Here is a 17,651-nt window from a genome sequence, read left to right as displayed (position 1 = left end):
GGCACTGACGGCGATACGGGCACCGACAAGGTGCAGCCGGTTGACTGGGAGGCTTTGAAGGTTGCCGCGGTCGCGGCCATGGAGCATGCCTACGTTCCCTATTCGAAGTTCCCGGTGGGGGCTGCGGCCCTCACCGGCGACGGCCGGCTGGTCAGCGGCTGCAACGTGGAGAACGCCAGTTACGGCCTCACCCTCTGCGCCGAATGCGCGCTGGTGGGCAACCTGCACATGACCGGCGGCGGCCTGCTTCGCGCGTTCTACTGTGTGGACGGGAGCGGAAACGTCCTGATGCCCTGCGGGCGCTGCCGCCAGCTGCTGTACGAGTTCCGCGCCCCGGACATGGAGCTCATGACAACCCAAGGCATCAAAACGATGGACCAGGTGTTGCCTGACGCCTTTGGTCCCCAACACCTGGAGGAAACACCGTGACTGACAAGGTGGCACAGACCCCCGCCGTGGACAACATTGCCGAACCGTTCGACGCCGTCGACATCATCCGCGTGAAGCGGGACAAAGGTGTCCTGAGCCCGGAACAGATCGACTGGACCATTGACGCCTACACCCGCGGTGCCATCGCCGACGAGCAAATGGCGGCCCTGAACATGGCTATCCTGCTCAACGGCATGAACCGCACGGAGATTGCCCGCTGGACGGCGGCGATGATCGCCTCGGGCGAGCGGATGGACTTCTCCAGCCTGCGCCGGCCCGACGGCGGCCTGAAGTACACGTCGGACAAGCACTCAACGGGCGGCGTGGGGGACAAGATCACACTGCCGCTCGCGCCGCTGGTTGCGGTCTTCGGGGTGGCTGTTCCGCAGCTCTCGGGCCGGGGGCTTGGCCACACCGGGGGCACCCTGGACAAACTCGAATCCATCCCGGGGTGGCGTGCTTCCCTGAGTAACGAGGAGATGCTCGCGCAGCTCCAGGACGTGGGCGCGGTGATCTGTGCAGCCGGCGCAGGCCTGGCCCCCGCTGACAGGAAGCTCTACGCGCTGCGTGACGTCACGGGAACGGTGGAGGCCATCCCCCTGATTGCCTCGTCCATCATGAGCAAGAAAATCGCCGAAGGGACAGGCTCCCTGGTCCTGGACGTCAAGGTGGGCAGCGGCGCGTTCATGAAGGACGAAGCCCGGGCGCGCGAGCTTGCCGAGACCATGGTGGCGCTGGGCAAGGACGCGGGCGTGAACACCGTGGCGTTGCTCACCAACATGGATACCCCGCTGGGACTGACGGCGGGCAACGCCATCGAGGTTGAGGAATCCCTGGAGGTGCTGGCGGGCGGCGGACCGGACGACGTCGTGGAGCTGACGGTCCGGCTCGCTGAGGAAATGCTTGCCTGCGCCGGAGTGTCGGACGCCGATCCCGCCGCCGCGCTCATGGACGGCCGGGCCATGGACGTCTGGAACCGCATGATTGAAGCGCAGGGCGGGGACCCGCGGGCCAAGCTGCCCGTCGCCCGCGAGTCCGAGGTGGTCTACGCCCCGGCGGACGGGGTGCTCGTGGAGCTGGACGCCCTCGCCGTCGGCGTTGCGGCATGGCGCCTCGGTGCGGGGCGCGCCCGCAAGGAGGACGCCGTCCAGGCAGGCGCCGGAGTCCGGATGCATGCCAAACCCGGCGCCACGGTCCGGGCGGGGGAGCCGCTGATGACCCTGCTTACGGACACTCCGGAGCGGTTTGCGCGGGCCAAGGAAGCGCTGGAACATGCAGTGGTCATTGCACCGGAGGGATCGCGGCCGGCACAGCGGTTGATCATCGACCGAATAGCATAGGGATCCATGCAGGCCATCAATGACTTCATCCTTGCCGCCGCAGGACAGCCCTGGGTGCTGTTCGTCGTTCTTGCATGCTGCATCATTGACGGCTTCTTCCCGCCCATTCCCAGCGAATCGGTGGTGGTGGGACTGTCCGCAGTCGCCGCCACCGCTGACGTCCCCAATCCCTGGCTGCTGATGCTGGTGGCCGCCCTGGGTGCTTTTTCGGGTGACAACATCGCGTACCTGATTGGCCGCAGGGTGGGCACCCGGCGCTGGTCCTGGATGCGGGGGCCGCGGATGCAGAGCGCCTTCAGGTGGGCCGGCAGGGAACTGCGCAAGCGGCCTGCGTCGCTGATCCTGGTGGCCAGGTTCGTCCCGATCGGCCGGGTGGCGGTCAACCTCACCGCCGGGGTAACGCACTATCCGCACCTGCGTTTTGTGGGGCTGACCATCCTGTCCGCCACGCTCTGGGCCGGCTACTCGGTGGGAATCGGACTGTTTTTTGGCCAGTGGTTCGAGGACAACCACCTGCTGGGGGCGGTCATCGCCATTGTGTGCGCGGTGGCCCTGGGAATCGTCGTGGACCTTGCCATCAACCGGCTCCGGCGGCAGCCGCCAATGGTGGAGCGCATGAAGGAACCCGAAGCGTAGGCGAAGCGTTGTTCCAGCAGGCAGGGGCGTAGCGAAGGTGCCCTGCCCATGGGAGACTTAGAGACGATTTCCGCTTGGCCGGGTCACTGACGGCTACGCCAATGTGCATAGGAGCAACACCCGCGTGGAGTTTATTAATGAGGCCGTGCTCCATGCAGCGGGTCAGTGGTGGATCTACCCGCTCCTGCTGGTGTTCTTCTTCGTTGACGGCTTCGCCATGGTGGTCCCCAGCGAAACGCTGATCGTGGCCCTGGCGGCCTTTTCCCGGCACAGCGGCGAACCGAACCTCTGGATCCTGGGCTTCACCGCCCTGGTTGGAGCCATCGCAGGGGACAACATGGCGTTTATGCTCGGCAGGCGCATCGGGCTCAAGCGGTGGAAGTGGATGCGCCGCACCAAAGTCCAGAAGGCCTTCAGCTGGGCCCGCTACGAGCTGGACAAGCGCGGCGCCGTACTGATCTTCACCGCCCGCTACATCCCCTGGGGCCGGGTGGCCGTCAACTACGTCGCAGGCAGCACGGGATTCCCGCACCGCCGCTTCTTCCTGCTCGATGCTTTCGCCTGCTTCACGTGGGTGGGCTACTCCATCGGCATCGGCCTGCTGGCCAGCTCTTTCCCGTGGCTGCACCACAATCCGCTCCTCAGCGCCGGTATCGCGGTGGTCTTCGCCATCATTCTGGGCGTCCTGCTGGACCACGTGCTCCGGCTGTGGCACAAGCACCTCGCCCGGAACGACGCGCAGGAGGTTGACGGGTGGCTCGACGGCGGCCCGTCCGGCGCCCGCAGCCCACGGAAGGGCAGCGCGCAGCACTATGCTTCCGCAGCCGGGGACGGCGAACCGGCAGCAAAGTAGCGGCTGGCTTTGGGCTCCTGCCCACCCTAAGGTGGGAACGTGACTGAGCCCATTGTTGACGCTGCCCCTGCCATCGATTTCGACCTGAAGAACCTGCCCAAGGTCTCCCTCCACGACCACCTGGACGGAGGACTGCGCCCGGCCACCATCATCGAGCTGGCGGAAGCCGTTGAGCACACACTGCCTTCCACCGATCCTGTCGCCCTGGGCGAGTGGTTCCGCGAGTCTGCCAACTCGGGTTCACTGGTCCGGTACCTCGAGACCTTTGACCACACCGTGGCCGTCATGCAGACCCACGAGGGCCTGTTCCGCGTGGCCAAGGAGTTCGTTGAGGACCTCGCTGACGACGGCGTGGTGTACGGCGAGGTGCGGTGGGCCCCTGAGCAGCATCTCCAGAAGGGCCTCTCGCTGGATGAAGCCGTCGAGGCCGTGCAGGAAGGCCTCGAGGCCGGCGTCGAGGCCGTGGGGGAGAGCGGGCGCGAGATCCAGGTGGGACAGCTCATCACCGCCATGCGCCACGCTGACCGCGGCCAGGAGATCGCCGAGCTCGCCGTCCGCCACCGCAACAAGGGTGCCGTCGGTTTCGACATCGCCGGAGCCGAGGATGGTTTCCTTCCCGCCCGCTTCCGGGATGCCTTCACGTACCTTGCGCAGCACAACTTCCCCGCCACCGTCCACGCCGGCGAGGCAGCCGGGCTCGAGAGCATCCAGTCCGCCCTGGTGGACGGCCGCGCCCTCCGCCTGGGCCATGGCGTCCGGATCGCCGAGGACATCATGGTGGAGTTCGAGGACGACGCCGAAGACACCGTTGGCCTGGTCACCCTGGGCGACCTCTCCAGCTGGATCCGGGACCGCGGGATCGCCCTGGAGATCTGCCCCTCCTCTAACCTGCAGACGGGTGCAATTGCCGGTTTCGGCGAGGGCATCGAAAGCCACCCCCTGGACATGCTGTACCAGCTCGGCTTCAACGTCACCATCAACACCGACAACCGGCTGATGAGCGGCGTTACGCTGACGGACGAGTTCGACCTCCTGGTGGAAACCTTCGACTACGACCTCGACGACCTGCTGGAACTGACCCTCAACGCAGCCGAGGCATCCTTCCTGCCCCTGGAAGAGAAGGAAGCCCTGGTGGAGTACATCAACGACTCCTACGCCAACCTTGGCTAACCAGCCGGACACCCGCGGTTTCCCGGCGGGGGAGGTGGAGAAGCTTCAATACGTCATCGCTTCCCTGCGGGAGCACTGCCCCTGGATGGGGGCGCTCACCCACGCTTCCCTGGTGGAGTACCTCCTCGAAGAGGCCTTTGAAGTGGCAGAAACGGTCGAGGCTGCCGCGCCCGGCCAAGACCGGGGCGCGGGTGGGGCAGCGAATCCGCAGGGAATAGACGACGCCGAGCTGCTGGGTGAGCTGGGCGACGTCCTCCTGCAGGTGGTGCTGCACGCCCGGCTCGCCGAGGAACGCGGCGCCTTCACGTTCGACGACGTCGCACGCGGCCTGAGTGCCAAGATGGTCCGCCGGAACCCCCATGTCTTCCGTCCCGACGGTTCCCTGCAGGACACGTTCCCCGCAACCGTGGAGGAAATCGTGCAGAAGTGGGACGCCGTGAAGCGCGCCGAGCGGCCGGAACGGCAGGATCCGTTCGCGGGGATTCCCCAGGCGCTTCCGGCGCTTGCCCGGGCACAGAAATCCATCGACCGGGCCGCGCGGGCCGGGGCCGCCCTGCCGCCTGCCGTTCCCATCCCCGGAACGGAAGAAGAGCTCGGGGAGCTGCTGCTCGCCGTCGTGCATTCCGCCCGGACCAGCGGATTCGATGCCGAGCGTGCCCTGCGCGGCGCCGTCCGGCGCTACCAGCAGGGCTAGCCGCACCATCATGACGTCCGGGCGCTGGATAGGTTTCCGTAACCCGGACCACTCTCGACTACGCTGGTCTGTGACGAGTACGTCGAGTCTTTCTGTTAGATCCCCCCGTTAATCGCCCATAAGGAGCAAATTCATGGCGCTTATCGATGCCATCCACGCCCGCGAGATCCTCGATTCCCGTGGCAACCCGACTGTAGAAGTTGAGGTCCTGCTCTCCGACGGCCAGATTGGCCGTGCAGCAGTTCCCTCCGGTGCTTCCACCGGTGAGCACGAAGCCGTTGAGCTGCGCGACGGCGACAAGGGCCGTTACCTCGGCAAGGGTGTCCAGAAGGCCGTTGACGCGATCATCGACCAGATCGCTCCGGCCCTGACCGGCTTCGACGCCACCGACCAGCGCAGCATCGACCAGGCCATGCTGGACCTGGACGGTACCCCGAACAAGGGCAAGCTGGGCGCCAACGCCATCCTGGGCGTGTCCCTGGCCGTTGCCAACGCAGCCGCCGCCTCCGCGGACCTGCCGCTGTACAAGTACCTCGGCGGCCCCAACGCCCACGTCCTGCCCGTCCCGCTGATGAACATCCTCAACGGTGGCAGCCACGCCGATTCCGACGTCGACATCCAGGAATTCATGGTTGTTCCGCTGGGTGCCGAGACCTTCTCCGAAGGCCTGCGCTGGGGTGTTGAGGTCTACCACGCCCTCAAGTCCGTCCTCAAGGAAAAGGGCCTCGCCACGGGCCTGGGCGACGAAGGCGGCTTCGCGCCGAACCTGCCGTCCAACCGTGCCGCACTGGACCTGATCCAGGAAGCCATCAAGAACGCCGGCTACACCCCGGGCAAGGACATTGCGCTGGCCCTGGACGTCGCCTCCTCCGAGTTCTTCACCGACGGCGCCTACCAGTTCGAAGGCAAGTCGCTGACCTCGGCCGAGATGAGCGCCTACTACGCCGAGCTCGTGGCCGACTACCCGCTGGTGTCCATCGAGGACCCGCTGGACGAGAACGACTGGGACGGCTGGAAGACCCTCACCGATTCCATCGGGGACAAGGTCCAGCTGGTGGGTGATGACCTGTTCGTCACCAACCCCGCCATCCTGCAGCGCGGCATCGACACCAAGACCGCCAACTCGCTGCTGGTCAAGGTCAACCAGATCGGTTCGCTGACCGAGACCCTGGACGCCGTCAGCCTGGCCCAGCGTGCCGGCTACACCACCATCACCTCGCACCGCTCCGGCGAAACCGAGGACACCACCATCGCCGACATCTCGGTGGCCACCAACGCCGGCCAGATCAAGACCGGCGCCCCGGCCCGCTCCGAGCGCGTCGCCAAGTACAACCAGCTGCTGCGCATCGAAGAGGAACTCGACGACGCCGCACGCTACGCCGGCCGCGCTGCCTTCCCGCGTTTCAAGGGCTAGTAGCCGCGTAAAACTATCAACGGTGGCTATGGTTGAAAGACCATAGCCACCGTTGCTGTTTCAGCAGCACGTGTTTCAGCAGTACGTGTTCCAGCCCAGATAGTGGCGGCCAGGCAGGCTGCGCGTTTCAGGAGTGTCATGGCTACCCGCCGTCCCAAAGTCCCCAAGGTTGCCCCGGCCCGTTCCGCAAAGGACGCTTCCGGCGACGCGGACGTCATCCGCGCAGACTTCGGCCCGGGCAAGGACACCACCTCCGCCAAGGCACCCCCGGAATCCGCCGGTGCACCGTCAGCCGCATCACCGGCGGGACGCCGGGAACCGCACGGCCGCAAGGACAGCGGGCAGGCCGGCCGCCGCAAGGGGAGCAGCGCCACCCCGGGCACGACACAACGTGCCGGCACCTCGACCGCAGGCGATGAAGCAGCAGAAGACCAGCAGCCCGTACCGGCCAAGGCGTTCTCCGGACGGATGCTTGCCCTGGCCGTGGTGATGGTGGCCATCACCATCATGCTGGCGCCCACGGTCAAGATCTTCTTCGACAAGAAGGCTGAGATCGATGCGCTGAACGCCGACATCGCAGCCCGCCAGGCGGAGGGTGACGCCCTCCGGCAGCAGGTCTCGCGCTGGCAGGACCCCAACTACGTGAAACAGCAGGCACGCGACCGCATTAACATGGTTATGCCGGGAGAAACCGGCTACTGGGTTTTCGGCAGCGACCTGCCGGCCGGAGAAACCAGCAGCCAGCCCGGCGCAGCAGCACAAGACCCCGCCGATCTGCCGTGGGTGGATTCCCTGTGGGAGTCCATCACGCGCGCGGCTACAGACTGAACCGCAACAGGAAGGACGGCCCGCCACAGTGGAACACAACACGGCAGCCGCCCGGGATGAATCCCGCCAGCCATCAGCACACGACCTTGAAGTACTGAGCCGCCAGCTGGGACGGCCGGTCCGTGACGTGGTGGAGATTCCTGCACGCTGCATCTGCGGCAATCCGCTGGTGGCCGCCACCGCTCCCCGCCTCAGCAACGGAACACCGTTCCCCACCACTTTCTACCTGACGCATCCGGTCATCACCTCGGCGGTCTCCAGGCTTGAGGCAGCGGGCGTCATGAACGAGATGAACGACCAGCTGGCCGCCGATGAGGATTTGTCCGCCGCCTACCGCTCGGCACACGACGCCTACCTGGCAGCGCGCAACGCCATCGGCGAACGCTCGGGAATCGGGGCCGTCCCCGAAATCGACGGTATCTCCGCCGGGGGCATGCCCACCCGCGTCAAATGCCTGCATGTCCTGGTAGGCCATTCACTGGCCGCCGGGCCCGGCGTCAACCCCCTCGGGGACGAAAGCCTGGACCGCATCAAGGAATGGTGGACCGCTGACAGGTGCTACTGCGACGGAGCCTGGGACACCTCCGGCGAAGCCCCCTCGCTCGACCTCAGCCGCCACGGACCCCAGGGCCTGCCGGACATCGTGGGCCGGCCCGCGCCCGTCCGGAAATCCGCCGCCACCACGGAGGCTCCGGAATGACGAGGGTGGCAGCCATCGACTGCGGCACCAACTCCATCCGCCTCCTGATCGCGGACATCGAGCGCAGCAACGGAACCATCGCGCTTACCGACGTGGTGCGTGAGATGCGCGTGGTCCGGCTGGGCCAGGGTGTGGACGCCACGGGGGAACTCGCGCCCGAGGCCCTTGAACGCACCTTCGCCGCCACTGCTGACTACGCGCGGCTGATCCGGGACCACGGGGCAACGAAGGTCCGCTTCGTGGCAACCTCCGCCAGCCGCGATGCACGGAACCGGCAGGTCTTCGTGGACGGAATCCGGAACCTGCTCGGCGTGGAACCGGAAGTGATCTCCGGCGACGAGGAAGCAGCCCTGTCCTTCGCCGGAGCAAGCAGTGTCCTGCCCATCCTTGACGGCCAGGAAGTGCTGGTGGTGGACCTCGGCGGCGGCAGCACCGAGTTCGTGCTGGGTACCGCCAGCGGGGTCACAGCCGCAAAGTCCGTGGACATCGGCTGCGTCCGCCTTACCGAACGGCACCTCCGGGACGATCCCCCCACTGCGCGGCAGATAGCAGCCGCGGAAGCTGACGTCGACGCCGCCATCACCCGCGCACGCCAGGACGTTCCGCTGGAACGTGCCACCGCCGTCGTCGGTGTTGCCGGCTCCATCACCACCATTACCGCGCATGCGCTCGGGCTGGCCGAGTATTCGCCTGACGCGATCCACGGCGCCGAACTGCCCCTGGACACCGTGCGGGACGCCTCGACGGGCCTGCTGGAAATGCCCCGTTCCCAGCGTGCCGCCCTGCCTTATATGCACCCCGGCCGAGTGGATGTGATCGGAGCCGGCGGGCTCGTCTGGCGGCGCGTCCTGGAACAGCTGGGCGAGCTTACCGGCGGCCGCATCACCACGGCCACCGCCAGCGAGCACGACATCCTCGACGGCATCGCCCTAAGCATCGGCTGAGCGATGCACCTCTCCATTCCCCGGACTGCCCGCCTGCCCCGCGCCGCAGCCTCCGTGCTGCTGGTCCTTGCCCTTGCAGCCTCCTGCCTTGGCTTCGGCCTCTACTCCGCCCGCGCCGCGCACGCGGACGAGTGGCGGGACAAGCAGTACTGGCTAGCTGAGTCCGGCATCACCAAGGCCTGGGAAGTATCCAAGGGTGCGGGTGTCAAAGTGGCCATCATTGACAGCGGTGTGGACGCGGAGCATCCGGACCTGAAAGGCGCAGTGACCGGGGGTTATGACGCCTCCGGTTCAGGCCGGCCGGACGGACAACAGGGCGTCGGCGTGAAACCGGAGCACGGCACCCTGGTGGCCACCATGCTGGCGGGGCGCGGCCACCAGCCGGCCACCCCCAGCCCCAGTCCCAGCGCCAGCGCCAGTCCGGCACCCGCCCCCTCCGGCGCGGCGCCCGATGGCATCGTCGGGGTTGCCCCGGAATCCGAGATCCTCTCCGTTTCCACCTGGCTGGGTTCGGCGAATCCCTCGGGCAAGAGCGACCAGGACCAGATCCCCGAAGCAGTCCGCTGGGCAGTGGACAACGGCGCGAAGGTCATCAACATTTCCCTGGGCAGCACCACCCCGCAGTGGCCGCAGAGCTGGGACGCCGCATTCCTGTATGCAGAGCAGAAGGACGTGGTCATTGTTGCCGCTGCCGGAAACCGGGTGGGCGGCAATATCCAGGTGGGGGCTCCGGCCACCATCCCCGGAGTCCTCACCGTTGCGGGGCTGGACCGGAAGGGCGCAGCGAGCATTGACGCGTCCTCGCAGGGCATCAGCATCGGGGTGGCCGCGCCGGCAGAGAACCTGCTCGGCGGCCTTCCGGGCGGCGGCTATGCCGAATGGGCCGGAACCTCCGGCAGCGCCCCGATTGTTGCCGGTGTAGCTGCGTTGATCCGCTCCAAGTGGCCGTCCATGAGCGCGGAGCAGGTCATCAACCGCATTGTCTCAACTGCCAGGGATGCCGGTGCGCCCGGCAAGGATCCGCTCTACGGCTTTGGCGTGCTGAACGCCGAGGCAGCACTGAAGGACAGCGTCCCGGAGGCTGCCGGTAACCCGCTGGGCTCCATTGCGGAATGGATCCGGGTTCACCGCAGGGGAAACCTCGCCACGCCCGTTCCGCTCCCCACCACGGACGTACCCAGCGCCGCTCCAACGCTGCCTGAAGCCACGGTGCCGGCAGCGGAGCCGCCCTCGCAGCGTGACAGCGCCATTGGCGCGTCCGTCGTCATCGGCTTTGGCGTGCTGTTTGTGGCCATTGTGGGGGCGGCCGCGGTCCAGTTGCGGAGGGCCGCGAGGAACCCGGCGCTGCTCCGGGAAGACGCCGAGACCGGCGCCACGGAGACAGTGGAAACAGGGCCGAAAAACTAGGGTGCAGCCGCCCGAACCAGTTAGTGAAGATTTTCACAAACTGCTGTATCCTTAAACCCATGGCAACCACCCAAGAGCTCCAGGACCGTCCCAGGGTACTCGTCGTCGGCGGCGGGTACGTCGGCCTGTACGTAGCACTCAAACTGCAGAAGAAGATCGCGAATGCCGGTGGCATCGTCACCCTCGTGGATCCACTGCCCTACATGACCTACCAGCCGTTCCTCCCCGAGGTGGCAGGCGGCAACATCGAGGCGCGCCATGCTGTGGTTTCCCACCGCCAGCACCTCAAGCAGACCGAACTGATCCAAGGCCGCGTCACCTCGATCGACCACGCCAACCGGACGGCCGTCGTGGCCCCCGCTGACGGCGGCGCGCACTTCGAGGTTCCCTACTTCGACGTCGTCATGGCCGCAGGAGCCATCACCCGTACGTTCCCCATCAAGGGACTCGCGGACAAGGGCATCGGCCTGAAGACCATCGAGGAAGCCGTTGCGCTGCGCAACAAGGTCCTCGAGCGCATCGAGGTCGCCTCCACCATGACCGATCCTGCCGCCCGTGCACGCGCCCTTACCTTCGTGGTGGTCGGCGGCGGCTTCGCCGGCATCGAGTGCATCACCGAGATGGAAGACCTGGCCCGGGCCGCCGTCCGGAACAACCCGCGCATCAAGCAGGAGGAAGTCCGCTTCGTCCTGGTCGAGGCCATGGGCCGGATCATGCCGGAAGTTACCGCAAAGCAGGCGGAATGGGTTGTGGAGCACCTCCGCAGCCGCGGCATCGAGGTACTCCTCAACACGTCCCTGGACAACGCCGAGGGCAGCCTCAAGCTCATCAACCTCCCGGACAAGACCCCTGCCCAGGAGTTTGAAACGGACACCCTCGTGTGGACCGCCGGCGTGCAGGCCAACCCCCTGGTCCGCTCCACCGATTTCCCGCTGGAGCCGCGCGGCCGCGTCCGCGTCCTGCCGGACCTCCGCGTTGCCGGTGACGAAGGCATCATCGACAACGCCTGGGCGGCCGGTGACGTCGCCGCGGTTCCCGACCTGACCGGCAAGGGCCTCCCGGACGGCACCTGCGTCCCCAACGCCCAGCACGCGCTGCGCCAGGCCAAGCGCCTCGCCAAGAACCTGTGGGCCTCCCGCTGGGACAAGCCGCTGAAGGACTACAAGCACAAGAACCTCGGTGCCGTGGCAGGCTTCGGCCAGTGGAAGGGCGTTGCCAACATTAACCTGGTGGGCAGCATTGGCCTCAAGGGCGCACTTGCCTGGCTGGCACACCGCGGCTACCACGGCATGGCAATGCCTACCTTCGAGCGCAAGTTCCGCGTGATCCTCAACTGGATCATCAGCTTCTTCACAGGCCGCGACACCACGCAGCTGATGGACCTGGACAACCCGCGCGGCGCGTTCGTCGCAGCAGCCACTCCGGCCCCCAAGCCCGCAGCGGCTCCGGCGCCGGCCCCGGTGGGCGGCGGTTCCGGTTCCTCGGCGGCGTCCCCGGCCGCTGCTGAGGCCAAGGAAACGGTCTCCGCGAAGGCCAAGTAAGGCCCCACGGTCCCTGCGCCCGATGTACGACGGCGGCTGTCCCCTGTGCGGGGGCGGCCGCCGTTTGCGTCCCGGCAGGAACGTCTTCAGGGGGTGCGTCCGGGCAACGCTCCTCCCGGCCAGGCTCCTCCCGAGGAGGGGTGCGTCCCGCCGTTGCTGGTCAATGACTCCTAGACTGGCACCATGACTGGCGGGAAGAACCTCGGTGCCCTGCTTGCCGCGCTGCATCCGGTGCAACGCAGCGGCGAATACGTCTATGTCCTGTGGCCGGAGGGAAGGCCGCTGGTGCAGGGCATTGAGGCGGCAATCCGCGAAGCCGAAGGCCTGGCGGTGGTGCTGCCCCGGGAGATGGCTGACAGGGAGGGCCTCGCCTACGGCTTCGTGGGCGCCTGGATCACGCTGGAGGTCCCTTCTGCGCTGGACGCCGCGGGCCTGACTGCTGCCGTCAGCAAGGCGCTTGCCGACGCCAGCATCAGCTGCAGCGTGCTCGCCGGGTTCCACCACGACCACCTCCTTGTTCCGGTCGCCGATGCGCCCCGCGCCCTGGAAGTCCTGGCCGGCCTATCCCCGGACAGCAGGCAGATGCCGCGGCCAGAGCTTCTGGTGCGCAACGAGGCGCATGAGGACCGCGAGGCCATCCTGGCCCTGACAGCCGGCGCCTTCGCGGTCTCCCCGGCCACCGGCCTAAAAGTGGAGGGCGAACCTGTGGAGGTGAGGGTGCTCCGGGGCCTCTTCGAGTCCAGGGAGTACCTGCCCGAGCTCAGCGTGGTGGCCGTCCTGGACGGCCAGGTGGTGGGCCACGTCATCAGTACCCGGGCCTGGGTGGGTGACCACGGGCTGCTGGGCCTGGGGCCGCTCGGCGTCACGCCCAAGCACCAGCGGCACGGCATAGGGTCAGCGTTGATGAAGGAGACCATCCAGCGGGCGAACGCGGCAGGGGAGAGCGGCATCGCCCTCCTGGGCAGCCCGGAGTACTACTCGCGCTTCGGTTTTGTCCCTGCAACCGCGCTGGGCGTACTTCCGCCTGAGGCGGCGTGGGGCGACTACTTCCAACTGTTGCCCCTGGCGCGCTGGCCCGGCGGCATCCACGGGACATTCCGGTATGCGGAACCCTTCGCACTCGTCTGACGGGATACCATTGACCGGGCGCCCCAGTAGCCCAATTGGCAGAGGCAGCGGACTTAAAATCCGCGTGTTGTGGGTTCGAGTCCCACCTGGGGTACACAGCAGCTTAAGCAAGGCCAGGAACAGAAGCCGTCCGCACCGCGGGCGGCTTCTTCCGTTTAATTCCACATATGCAACTACTGTTATAAGGATGTGACCTCAGTCACTTATCTTCGGCTCCGATTTGCATTAGCTTGAAGCTAAATCAGGAACACCTGATTTTTCGTGTCAAAGGCCGTTCGCACCTTTAGATCGAGGAGCTCGTAAATGACTTTATTCCCCCAGGCGGGAACCCGTGTTGCCAAGCTGACAGCGCTTGGCATCGGCGTCGCCTTCATGGCAACGGCTTGCGGCGGTTCGTCCACACCCACGGCAACCGAATCCTCTGCCACCGGATCAGCGGCAGGGATTGCTTGCCCCGCAGCCGAGGGCGGCGGAGGCGCGGCCGCCAGCCAGCCTGCGGAGACCCCCTCGGTGCCGCCCTCAACCGGCAATACTGAAACCCCGTTGCGGATTGGTTCGCTCCTTCCCACCACCGGATCGCTGGCGTTCCTCGGCCCGCCTGAAATCGCCGGCGTCAACCTTGGCATCGACGAAGTCAACAAGGCCGGCGGCGTCCTGGGCAAGCCCGTCGAAGTGATCCACCGCGACTCCGGTGACACCAAGACGGACATCGCCACCCAGTCGACGTCCGCGTTGCTGGGCCAGGGGGTCAGTGCCATCATCGGTGCCGCGTCCTCAGGCGTGTCCAAGACGGTCATCAACCAGATCACCGGCGCCGGCGTCATCCAGTTCTCGCCCGCCAACACCTCACCGGACTTCACCACCTGGGATGACAAGGGCCTGTACTGGCGTACGGCACCCTCCGACGTCCTGCAGGGCAAGGTGCTCGGCAACTACATGGCCACCTGCGGCGCGCAGACCGTGGGCATGATCGTCCTGAACGATGCCTATGGCACCGGCCTGGCATCCAACATCAAGTCCGCCTTCGAGGCAGCGGGCGGCCAGGTTGTGGCGGAGGAACTCTTCAACGAGGGCGACACCCAATTCAGCAGCCAGGTGGACAAGATCATTGCGGCCAAGCCGGACGCCATTGCCCTGATCACCTTTGACCAGGCCAAGAGCATTGTCCCGCTGATGACCGGCAAGGGCGTCAAAGCCACCCAGATGTTCCTGGTGGACGGCAACACCTCCGATTACAGCAAGGACTTCCAGCCGGGCACCCTGAAGGGCGCGCGGGGCACCATCCCGGGCACGTTTGCCCAGGAGGAGTTCAAGAAGAAGCTGCTGGCCATCGACCCGGCGCTCAAGGACTACAGCTACGCCGGCGAGTCCTACGACGCCGTGAACCTCATCTCGCTGGCCGCAGAGGCGGCACAGAGCACCAAGGGCGTGGACATTGCGGCCAAGCTCAAGGAAGTCTCTGAAGGCGGCGAGAAGTGCACGTCCTATGCTGCCTGCGTCACGTTGATCAGGGAAGGCAAGGATGCGGACTACGACGGCCAGTCCGGCCCCGTAACCTTCTCCGAAGCCGGGGACCCGACAGAGGCCTACATCGGCATCTACGAGTACCAGGATGACAACAAGTACACCGCGGTCAAGGAAGAGTTCGGCAAGCTGTAAACGCCGTACCTGACACACAAGGAAGCCCCCGTCCAGCTGAACCGGACGGGGGCTTCCTTGTGTTTGGCCTGGGCCTTATTCCACGGTGTCCGCCAGGGTGCCGAGGTAAAGCTGGATGACCTTGGGGTCCTTCATCAGCTCACGGCCGGTGCCGGTGTAGGCGTCCCGGCCCTGGTCCAGGACGTAGGCGCGGTCGCAGATCTGCAGGCAGCGCCGTGCATTTTGCTCCACCATGATCACGGAGACGCCTGCGCGGTTGATCTCGTGGACCCGGAGGAACGTCTCATCCTGCTTGACGGGGGAGAGGCCTGCGGAGGGCTCATCGAGGAGCAGCACGGCCGGATCCATCATCAGCGCCCGGCCCATGGCCACCATCTGCCGTTCTCCGCCGGAGAGGGAACCTGCACGCTGCGCGCGCCGCTTGCCCAGTTCGGGGAACAGGCCGGCCACGAAGTCGAACCGTTCCGCGAAATCCTTGGGCCGCTGGAACATGCCCATCTGCAGGTTTTCCTCGATGGTCAGCGTGGCGAACACGTTGTTCGTCTGGGGGACGAAACCCACGCCCCGGGACACCAGCTTGTTGGCTTTCAGCCCGGTGATATCCTGCCCGCGGACCACCACCGTCCCGGAATGGACTTTGACCAAACCGAACATGGCCTTCAGGAGGGTCGATTTACCGGCGCCGTTGGGGCCGATGATGCCGATCAGCTCGCCTTTGCGGGCTTCGATGCTGCAGCCGTTGAGGATGTTCACTCCCGGCAGGTAGCCCGCAACGAGGTCGGTGACCTTGACCACCGAGTCCCCGTCGCTGACTGGCTGTGCGGCCGGTGCCGCGCTGGTGCTGCTCATTGGCTGTCCTTCTCTGTGGTGCCTGTGTCCGTGCTTCCATGGCGGCCATGGGGGCTGCCGCCCTGATGCCGGCCGCCGCCCCGGCGTTCCGGTTCAGCCTCTGCCGCCACAACGTCCAGCGAGATGATTCCGGCGTTCTCGGTTCCCACAATCGATTCCTCGTCGGCTACGAGTTCGGCCGCAAGCTCCTTCAGGCCCTCGGAGTCCCCAAGGTCCACGTCATGGTGGGCACCCAGGTAGGCGTCGATGACCGCAGGGTTCTTCATGACCTCGCCCGGCGGGCCTTCCGCCACCACCTTGCCCTCAGCCATGACCACCACCCAGTCCGCGATATGCCGGACCATGTGCATGTCGTGCTCGACGAACAGTACCGTCATGCCTTCGGCCTTAAGGTTCTTGATGTGGTCCAGCAGGGACTGCGTCAACGCGGGGTTGACCCCTGCCATCGGTTCGTCCAGCATGACCAGCTTGGGCCGCACCATGAGCGACCGGGCCATCTCCAGGAGCTTGCGCTGGCCTCCGGAGAGGGACGCCGCATAGTCGTCCTTCTTGGCGTCGAGCTTGAACTTTTCAAGCAGGACGTTGGCCTCGTTGGTGATCTGTTTCTCCCGGCCGCCCCACATGCCCTTGAAGAGGGCTTTGGACAGCCGCTCGCCGGGCTGGTTGGCGGCGCCGAGCCGCATGTTTTCCATGACGGTCAGCTTGCCCATGACCTTGGTGAGCTGGAAGGTGCGGACCATCCCCATCCGGGCCACCTTGTAGGGGGACACCCCGGCAAGGCTCTTGCCTTCGAACTGCCACTTGCCCGTGTTCGGGGTGTCAAAACCGGTCAACAGGTTGAACAGGGTGGTCTTTCCTGCGCCGTTGGGGCCGATCAGTGCCGTGATTTTGTGCCGGGGGATCTCGAGGTACTCGACGTCGACGGCGTTGATGCCGCCGAAACTGCGTGTCACGTTCTCCGCAACGACGATGGGGTCGCGCTTCTTGCAGCCGGGTGCTGCCTCGCCTGCCGCGATGGGCCGGGTGTCGGTCATGTAGTCCACGCCAGCTTCGCCGGCGGCTGCGGGTTCTTCGCTGTGCATGCTCATGCGAACGCCAGCTCCTTCTTGTTTCCAAAGACGCCCTGGGGCCTGAAGATCATCAGCAGCATCAGGGCGACGCCAACCAGGATGTAGCGCAGCTGCCCGGCCTGGACCGTATTCAGCCACGTGATGGCCCCTGACTCGATCAGGCCATAGAGGATGCCCTGCGTAAGTGACAGGACCACCCAGAAGATCATGGCGCCGATGACCGGCCCAAGCACGGTGCCCAGGCCGCCGAGCAGGAGGCACGTATAGAGGAAGAAGGTCAGTTCCGTACCGTAGTTGGCCGGCTGGACCGCTCCACGCGGGAGCGTGAAGATCATGCCGGCGAGGGCTCCGAGAACGCCGCCGATGATGAGGGCCTGCATTTTGTAGGCGTAGACGTTCTTGCCCAGGGACCGGACGGCGTTCTCGTCCTCGCGGATGCCTTTGAGGACGCGTCCCCACGGGCTGCGCATCAGCAGCCAGACCAGGGTGCAGCAGAGCGCCACCAGCGCCCACCCCACCACGCGGATGAAGAAGTCGCGGTTGTTCATGCCGAAGTAGGAGCCTTCAGGGAAGGGGTTCATGCTGTAGAACCCGCCTTCGAAGGCCGCAAGGCCGTTGGCCGACCCCGTCACGGACGTGAGCTGGTTGGTGGTCACAATGTAGCGGACAATTTCCGCTGCCGCGATGGTCACGATGGCCAGGTAGTCCGCCCGGAGCCGCAGGGTGGGTATGCCCAGCAGCAGGGCGAAGACGGCAGAGGCAAGGATGGCTATGAGCAGCCCCACGAAGAAGGGGACCCCAAAGCTGAGGGTGGAGATGGCAAAGCCATAGGCCCCCACCGCCATGAAGCCTGCCTGCCCGAAGTTCAGCAGGCCGGAGTAGCCGAAGTGCACGGCGAGGCCGAGCGCGGCCATGGCGTATGCCGCCGTGGTCGGGCTGAAAATTTCACTGGCAGCGCTGGCAAGAATGAATCCAAAGTCCATGGCTGT

Annotated in this window: 17 protein-coding genes and 1 tRNA gene; 15 read left to right on the top strand and 3 right to left on the bottom strand. The window is 66.2% G+C overall.

Going from position 1 to position 17,651, the window contains the following annotated elements; genetic code table 11:
• The first annotated feature begins 30 nt into the window (after positions 1-30).
• From ACIQF4_RS07090 to ACIQF4_RS07020, 15 genes are all read left to right on the top strand, one after another.
• Positions 31-429: a cytidine deaminase gene (locus ACIQF4_RS07090; protein WP_400515502.1), complete on the top strand. Its 399-nt coding sequence runs from the start codon at positions 31-33 to the stop codon at positions 427-429.
• Positions 426-1,769 (top strand): thymidine phosphorylase, encoded by a 1,344-nt coding sequence (locus ACIQF4_RS07085; protein ID WP_400515271.1) that lies wholly within the window; start codon positions 426-428, stop codon positions 1,767-1,769. The genes ACIQF4_RS07090 and ACIQF4_RS07085 overlap by 4 nt, the downstream gene beginning before the upstream one ends.
• A gap of 6 nt (positions 1,770-1,775) precedes the next feature.
• A complete protein-coding gene (locus tag ACIQF4_RS07080; RefSeq protein WP_350004266.1) occupies positions 1,776-2,405 on the top strand; it encodes a DedA family protein in 630 nt (209 codons plus the stop codon).
• Positions 2,406-2,529: 124 nt separating this feature from the next.
• Entirely contained in the window at positions 2,530-3,258 is a 729-nt protein-coding gene (locus tag ACIQF4_RS07075; RefSeq protein WP_400515274.1) for a DedA family protein, read from the top strand.
• 39 nt (positions 3,259-3,297) lie between these two features.
• Entirely contained in the window at positions 3,298-4,428 is a 1,131-nt protein-coding gene (locus tag ACIQF4_RS07070) for an adenosine deaminase (protein ID WP_400515276.1), read from the top strand.
• 85 nt (positions 4,429-4,513) lie between these two features.
• Complete coding sequence (locus ACIQF4_RS07065; RefSeq protein WP_400515504.1) at positions 4,514-5,122, top strand: MazG nucleotide pyrophosphohydrolase domain-containing protein; 609 nt, start codon at positions 4,514-4,516, stop codon at positions 5,120-5,122.
• A 133-nt stretch (positions 5,123-5,255) separates the two neighbouring features.
• Complete coding sequence (gene eno / locus ACIQF4_RS07060; protein WP_188809184.1) at positions 5,256-6,536, top strand: phosphopyruvate hydratase; 1,281 nt, start codon at positions 5,256-5,258, stop codon at positions 6,534-6,536.
• Between the two features lie 138 nt (positions 6,537-6,674).
• Positions 6,675-7,364, top strand: coding sequence for a septum formation initiator family protein (locus ACIQF4_RS07055; protein WP_400515278.1), 690 nt, complete (start codon positions 6,675-6,677; stop codon positions 7,362-7,364).
• A gap of 28 nt (positions 7,365-7,392) precedes the next feature.
• Positions 7,393-8,064 (top strand): DUF501 domain-containing protein, encoded by a 672-nt coding sequence (locus tag ACIQF4_RS07050; protein WP_400515280.1) that lies wholly within the window; start codon positions 7,393-7,395, stop codon positions 8,062-8,064.
• Positions 8,061-9,008 (top strand): exopolyphosphatase, encoded by a 948-nt coding sequence (locus ACIQF4_RS07045; RefSeq protein ID WP_400515283.1) that lies wholly within the window; start codon positions 8,061-8,063, stop codon positions 9,006-9,008. The genes ACIQF4_RS07050 and ACIQF4_RS07045 overlap by 4 nt, the downstream gene beginning before the upstream one ends.
• 3 nt (positions 9,009-9,011) lie before the next feature.
• Positions 9,012-10,415 (top strand): S8 family serine peptidase, encoded by a 1,404-nt coding sequence (locus ACIQF4_RS07040; protein ID WP_400515285.1) that lies wholly within the window; start codon positions 9,012-9,014, stop codon positions 10,413-10,415.
• Between the two features lie 59 nt (positions 10,416-10,474).
• On the top strand, positions 10,475-11,956 hold the full coding sequence (locus tag ACIQF4_RS07035; RefSeq protein ID WP_400515287.1) for an NAD(P)/FAD-dependent oxidoreductase: 1,482 nt from the start codon (positions 10,475-10,477) through the stop codon (positions 11,954-11,956).
• 183 nt (positions 11,957-12,139) lie between these two features.
• Positions 12,140-13,084: an N-acetyltransferase gene (locus ACIQF4_RS07030; protein WP_400515289.1), complete on the top strand. Its 945-nt coding sequence runs from the start codon at positions 12,140-12,142 to the stop codon at positions 13,082-13,084.
• Positions 13,085-13,104: 20 nt separating this feature from the next.
• A tRNA-Leu gene (locus tag ACIQF4_RS07025) sits at positions 13,105-13,178 on the top strand.
• Between the two features lie 209 nt (positions 13,179-13,387).
• Positions 13,388-14,743 (top strand): ABC transporter substrate-binding protein, encoded by a 1,356-nt coding sequence (locus tag ACIQF4_RS07020; protein ID WP_400515291.1) that lies wholly within the window; start codon positions 13,388-13,390, stop codon positions 14,741-14,743.
• A gap of 75 nt (positions 14,744-14,818) precedes the next feature.
• Here ACIQF4_RS07020 and ACIQF4_RS07015 read toward each other — a convergent pair whose 3' ends face one another.
• The 3 genes from ACIQF4_RS07015 to ACIQF4_RS07005 are packed head-to-tail and all read right to left on the bottom strand — an operon-like array spanning position 14,819 to position 17,645.
• The gene (locus ACIQF4_RS07015) at positions 14,819-15,592 is read right to left on the bottom strand and encodes an ABC transporter ATP-binding protein (protein WP_231457236.1); all 774 of its coding nucleotides are present in this window, start codon (positions 15,590-15,592) and stop codon (positions 14,819-14,821) included.
• Complete coding sequence (locus ACIQF4_RS07010) at positions 15,589-16,680, bottom strand: ABC transporter ATP-binding protein (RefSeq protein ID WP_350004255.1); 1,092 nt, start codon at positions 16,678-16,680, stop codon at positions 15,589-15,591. Before ACIQF4_RS07010 ends, ACIQF4_RS07015 begins: the two co-directional genes overlap by 4 nt.
• The gene (locus ACIQF4_RS07005; protein WP_350004254.1) at positions 16,677-17,645 is read right to left on the bottom strand and encodes a branched-chain amino acid ABC transporter permease; all 969 of its coding nucleotides are present in this window, start codon (positions 17,643-17,645) and stop codon (positions 16,677-16,679) included. The genes ACIQF4_RS07010 and ACIQF4_RS07005 overlap by 4 nt, the downstream gene beginning before the upstream one ends.
• Positions 17,646-17,651: the final 6 nt, after the last annotated feature.

It is taken from the genome of Pseudarthrobacter sp. NPDC092202 (assembly GCF_044755505.1).
Classification (GTDB): Bacteria; Actinomycetota; Actinomycetes; order Actinomycetales; family Micrococcaceae; genus Arthrobacter.
Note: the sequence above shows the minus strand (reverse complement) of the source record. Positions and strands in the feature narration are given on the sequence as shown.